At 73.3% G+C, this 1,034-nt stretch carries 1 protein-coding gene; it reads left to right on the top strand.

What is annotated here, in order from left to right:
- On the top strand, window positions 1–1,034 hold a 1,034-nt coding region (locus tag ABT300_RS44365), incomplete at both ends, for a hypothetical protein (protein ID WP_351688921.1).

Here is a 1,034-nt window from a genome sequence, read left to right as displayed (position 1 = left end):
CCCCGGTCCGACCTCACCGTCGCCGTCTACCGGGACGGACCGCAGACCGACGTCTCCGGCGCGGTGCTCAAGACGCCGTCCTGGCTGTTCGTCGCCCCGCAGGACCACGCGCCGCTCGACGCCATCGGCGCGCCGCTACCGGACACCGTCTGGTGGTGCGGCGCCGATCCCCGGTACCCCTCCGCCGACCTCGATTACCGCGTGTACAAGGGCATTCCCCCAGACGCGCCCCCGTACAACCCGGCGCCTGACGACCCCAGGGCACGCGCCGCGGCCTCGGCCCAGCACCTGGAGGCGGACGTCACGCGGCTGTGGACCCAGCCCGCCAAGTCCACCCCGCCGTCGGCCGCCGCCCTCACCACGCGGACCCTGTCCGGCACCGGCGACGTCCGTAAGGTGGCCGTCGACACCGACCTCTCGGTCGCACTCTGGGCGTCCACCGCCGACCCGGCCGTCGCACGCTGGTGGGGTTTCGCCACCACCCTGCCGGTGTCTCCGGAGGGACTCGTCAACGCCGATCAGGCCGAATGCTTCGCCGTCGCTGCGCTGTTCGCGATCGAGCCGACGCAGCGCAACGCCCGGCTGCTGAACCTGCTGCCCGGTCCGGCGGATCCGATGGAACAGGCATTCGCTGAGGCCCTGTACCAAGCCCACGAGTCGGCCTCGCTCGCCGACCGCGCGAAGGAGTTGGAGACGAACGGGCACCGGCTGGTGAGCCTGTGGACCATCGCGGTCGCGACGCCCCCGCCCGACCCGCCCGAAGCGCCGGAGGTCGACGTCCCACCCGGCCGGGCCCGGTGGAACCCCGCGCCGGAGGCCAACGGCACCCCCGACGGTACCTGGACGGCGCGGCTCGCCGTCCGCAACACCCTGAGCGGCCCGCTCGCAGTGCAACGCGAACCCGACGTGTGGCTCAACCCAGACGTCGACGACAGTGGGCGCTGGCGGCAGCCGATCATCGCGCCGTCCGCCGGGCCGGGCACCCGAGCCGTGTCCGTCACCGACACCAAGTGCCGTGACGAAAGCGCTCGTTG

Source organism: Streptomyces sp. NPDC001027, assembly GCF_040299045.1.
In the GTDB taxonomy this organism is placed as follows: Bacteria; Actinomycetota; Actinomycetes; order Streptomycetales; family Streptomycetaceae; genus Streptomyces.
The sequence above is the reverse complement of the archived record's forward strand: the minus strand, read 5'-3'. Positions and strand labels throughout refer to the sequence as shown.